Below are 559 nucleotides of genomic sequence, written 5' to 3' on the forward strand. Positions count from 1 at the left end.
GAGGAGATACCGCGATGACGACGTTCAACTCCGGGGCCCAACCCCAGAACCGTGCGCCTCAATCCATCGGCTTTCTGTTGCTGGACAATTTCACGCTGATTTCTCTGGCGTCCGCTGTAGAACCGCTGCGGATGGCCAACCAGTTGTCCGGTCGCGAGCTGTATCGCTGGACCACCCTCACCGTCGATGGCGGCCAGGTCTGGGCCAGTGATGGCCTGCAAATCACCCCTGACGCCTCCATGCACAAAGCCCCGCCGATGGACACCGTCATCGTTTGCGGTGGTATCGGCATCCAGCGCACCGTTACCCGTGAACACGTATCCTGGCTGCAAGGCCAGGCCCGCAAGGCCTGCCGACTCGGTGCGGTCTGCACCGGCAGTTGGGCCCTGGCTTGCGCCGGACTGCTCGATGGTTTCGATTGCAGTGTGCACTGGGAGTGCCTGGCGGCGATGCAGGAGGCTTTCCCGCGGATAGTAATGAGTACCCGCTTGTTCACCCTCGACCGTAACCGCTTCACCAGCTCCGGCGGCACCGCGCCGCTGGACATGATGCTGCACCT

Annotated in this window: 1 protein-coding gene; it reads left to right on the forward strand. The window is 63.0% G+C overall.

All coding sequences use genetic code 11. The features are described from left to right. Window positions 1–14 precede the first annotated feature (14 nt). Window positions 15–559 (forward strand): AraC family transcriptional regulator (locus AC1RDQ_RS28525; protein WP_492588759.1); only part of this gene is annotated, 545 nt, incomplete at its 3' end.

The organism is Pseudomonas sp. GW823-FHT02E01 (genome assembly GCF_058797535.1).